Genomic DNA, 854 nt, shown 5'->3' with positions numbered 1-854 from the left:
TAACCTGAGTTCGGGATAAGAAATGAAATAAAATTTGCAATGAAAAGTAATAATTCGTATATTTAAGTTTCTGAAATTCAAATATTTAACGAATTATTACTTATGATTTTGAAAGACCAAATTACAACTATTTTTGTACAGATTGATGATTTTTGTAAAGAATTTGATTTGCAAATCAAAAATTTGAAATTAAATGCGGCTGCAGATAATAAGAAAAGAAGAAATCGATCTTGTTTAATGTCCGATTCTGAAATTATTACTATTATGATCGGCTTTCATTTAGGAGCACACAAAACTTTCAAGCATTACTATAAAGAAATTGTTTGCGGATATTGGAAAGATTTGTTCCCGAAAAGCCTTTCTTACAACAGGTTTGTGGAATTGCAGCAAAGAAGTTTTGTGGTCTTTGCATTATTTTTGAGAGAAAAAGGATTAGGAAAATGTACTGGAATTAGCTTTATGGATAGTACAACATTGAAAGTCTGCCGTAACCAAAGAATTCACAATCATAAGGTTTTCAAAGGTTTGGCAGAACGTGGAAAATCTTCGATGGGTTGGTTTTACGGGTTTAAACTGCATTTGCTTTGCAACGAAAAAGGGGAACTTTTATCCTTTTATTTAACGAAAGGAAATGTGGATGACAGAAATCCAAAACATATTAAGAAAATGACTAAACAACTTTTTGGAAAAGTATTTGCAGATAAAGGTTACCTTTCAAAAGCGCTTTGGGAGATGCTTTTTGCAGATGGAATACAGCTTTTCACTAAACTTAGAAAAAATATGAAAAATCATATTATGAAAATGGAAGATAAGATTTTACTCCGAAAAAGAGCCATAATTGAAACGATTAATGA

Annotated in this window: 1 protein-coding gene; it reads left to right on the top strand. The window is 30.4% G+C overall.

Features of this window, described 5'->3' with window-relative positions; translation table 11 throughout:
- Positions 1–102 precede the first annotated feature (102 nt).
- The coding region (locus DRF58_RS18140; protein ID WP_116037345.1) for an IS982 family transposase at positions 103–854 on the top strand (752 nt) is incomplete at its 3' end.

It is taken from the genome of Epilithonimonas hispanica (assembly GCF_003385395.1).
Lineage (GTDB): Bacteria > Bacteroidota > Bacteroidia > Flavobacteriales > Weeksellaceae > Epilithonimonas > Epilithonimonas hispanica.
The sequence above is the reverse complement of the archived record's forward strand: the minus strand, read 5'-3'. Positions and strand labels throughout refer to the sequence as shown.